General features: G+C 32.1%; 4 protein-coding genes. 3 read left to right on the top strand and 1 reads right to left on the bottom strand.

Going from position 1 to position 2,123, the window contains the following annotated elements; all coding sequences use genetic code 11:
- The 3 genes from AC1DTM_RS23825 to AC1DTM_RS23815 all read left to right on the top strand — a co-directional run.
- The coding region (locus AC1DTM_RS23825) for a phosphorylase family protein (protein WP_477001043.1) at positions 1-342 on the top strand (342 nt) is incomplete at its 5' end.
- A gap of 29 nt (positions 343-371) precedes the next feature.
- The gene (locus AC1DTM_RS23820; protein WP_477001042.1) at positions 372-1,046 is read left to right on the top strand and encodes an HAD family hydrolase; all 675 of its coding nucleotides are present in this window, start codon (positions 372-374) and stop codon (positions 1,044-1,046) included.
- A 97-nt stretch (positions 1,047-1,143) separates the two neighbouring features.
- Positions 1,144-1,590: a GNAT family N-acetyltransferase gene (locus AC1DTM_RS23815; protein WP_033714724.1), complete on the top strand. Its 447-nt coding sequence runs from the start codon at positions 1,144-1,146 to the stop codon at positions 1,588-1,590.
- Positions 1,591-1,629: 39 nt separating this feature from the next.
- Here AC1DTM_RS23815 and AC1DTM_RS23810 read toward each other — a convergent pair whose 3' ends face one another.
- Positions 1,630-2,046 carry a hypothetical protein gene (locus AC1DTM_RS23810; RefSeq protein ID WP_016105118.1) on the bottom strand — a complete coding sequence of 139 codons (417 nt, stop codon included), beginning with the start codon at positions 2,044-2,046 and terminating at the stop codon, positions 1,630-1,632.
- Between the last annotated feature and the right edge of the window lie 77 nt (positions 2,047-2,123).

Below are 2,123 nucleotides of genomic sequence, written 5' to 3'. Positions count from 1 at the left end.
GAATTAAGAGATTTAGCCCGAAAAGCTGTTAATAGTAGTAGTTTAAATATTACTGTTCATGAAGGAAGAATCGTCAGCGGAGAATGCTTCGTCGAGGATTCAAAATTAAAGGCGCAATTAGTCACTGAATATGCACCTCATTGTACAGAAATGGAAGGAGCGGCAATTGGACATGTTGCTCATATAAATGACATACCGTTTCTCGTTTTGAGATGCATTTCTGACAGTACAGATGATTCAGCGCAAGTTTCATATGATGATTTCGCGAAAACGGCCGCGAATTATTGTTCAGAAATTATTGTTGAGATGCTTAAACATATTTCGAGTAAAACTGTATTGTAGTTAATACGTAAAGAATGGGAGAGTATAAAATGTTGCAAGCACTAATTTTCGATATGGATGGAACTTTATTTCAAACAGATAAAATTTTAGAATTATCACTAGATGATACATTTGATCATTTACGGTCACTACAATTATGGAATGCAGTAACACCAATTGATAAATACCGTGAAATTATGGGTGTACCTTTACCAAAAGTTTGGGAAGCTTTATTGCCGAACCATTCTAATGAAGTAAGAGAACAAACGGATGCATATTTCTTAGAAAGATTAATTGAAAACATAAAGAGTGGGAAAGGTGCTTTATATCCGAATGTAAAAGAGGTTTTCAATTATTTAAAAGAAAATGATTGCTCAATTTACATAGCTAGTAACGGTTTAACGGAATATTTACAGGCAATCGTCTCTTATTATGATTTAGAGCAATGGGTTACTGAAACTTTTAGTATCGAACAAATTTCATCGCTTAATAAAGGTGACTTAGTAAAAAATATTTTGAAAAAATATGATTTAAAAGGGGCAGCGGTAGTTGGAGATCGTTTATCTGATATTAACGCTGCAAAAGATAATGGTTTAATTGCGATTGGATGTAATTTTGATTTTGCACAAGAAGAGGAACTTGCTCATGCTGATTTAGTAATTGCTGATTTAATGGAACTGAAGGGGATATTACCAGAATTGAAGAATACGTACATAACAAAATGAATAAGTTCACATTCAAATGAATGCTCAGGATGATATATTCTTGGGCATTTTTATTTTTCAAAAAGATACATTTGGATAGAGAAAGTGGGGGAGTAAGCTGGAAAATATACAAATAAAACGAATTGAAGATTTACTAAAATATGAGATCAATCTCCTTGTCGAAGAAAGTACAGAAGAAGGATTTAACTTCCTAATAAAATTAATAAATGAATATGAAAGTAAAAGAAATACATTTAGTAAAACGGGCGAATGTTTATATGGCGTTTTTCGAGGTGATACGTTAATTGGTATTGGAGGATTAAATCAAGATCCAAATACGAAAGGTTTAAAGATTGGCCGATTAAGAAGGTTTTATATTTCAAAGGATTATCGGCGCATCGGATTAGGGAAGTTGTTATTAAAGCAACTTTTAAGACATGCGGAAAAGTATTTTCACGTTGTTGTTCTACATACGGATACAAAGCAAGGTGATGAGTTTTATTGCGCAAATGGATTTGTAAAAGGAGAATCTTATAAAGGTTCAAGTCACTTTATAAGATTGTAGAAAGGTCCCATATTCATGTACGGAACCTTTCTTAAGTAATTACATCTTAATATTCATTTGTTTCAATAACCCCTTCGGATCACCTTTTACATAATAAAAATGCGGATTATTCTCATCGTCGTAAAGCATAATATAAGGTTTTTCATTAAGTGGAAGAAGGATGAGTACTTCATCAATTGTTGTATGTAACCATTGATTTGTAATAGAAACAGGTTTAGATAAAGGGATTTTTATCATATGTCCATCTTTCGGAACGACATTTAAGTTTTTAAATGGACCGGTAATTGATTTTGCGTATTGAACTGCTTCTTTTTGAATGGCCCGATCTAAAGATTGTTTTTGGACTACCATTTCTTTTTTGCAATCAAATACTTCAATTTGTTTATTTGTATTTGCGAACGCATTTGTTGATAATAAAAAGAAAAGCAGAGTAATGACTCCTATTTTTTTGAACATAAAACAACACCTCACACTTACTATACCCTCAAATGTTGTAAATATTTTTCTGTCACATTCATGTAACAAAGAAGTTG

The organism is Bacillus sp. P4_D3, assembly GCF_056401855.1.
Note: the sequence above shows the minus strand (reverse complement) of the source record. Positions and strands in the feature narration are given on the sequence as shown.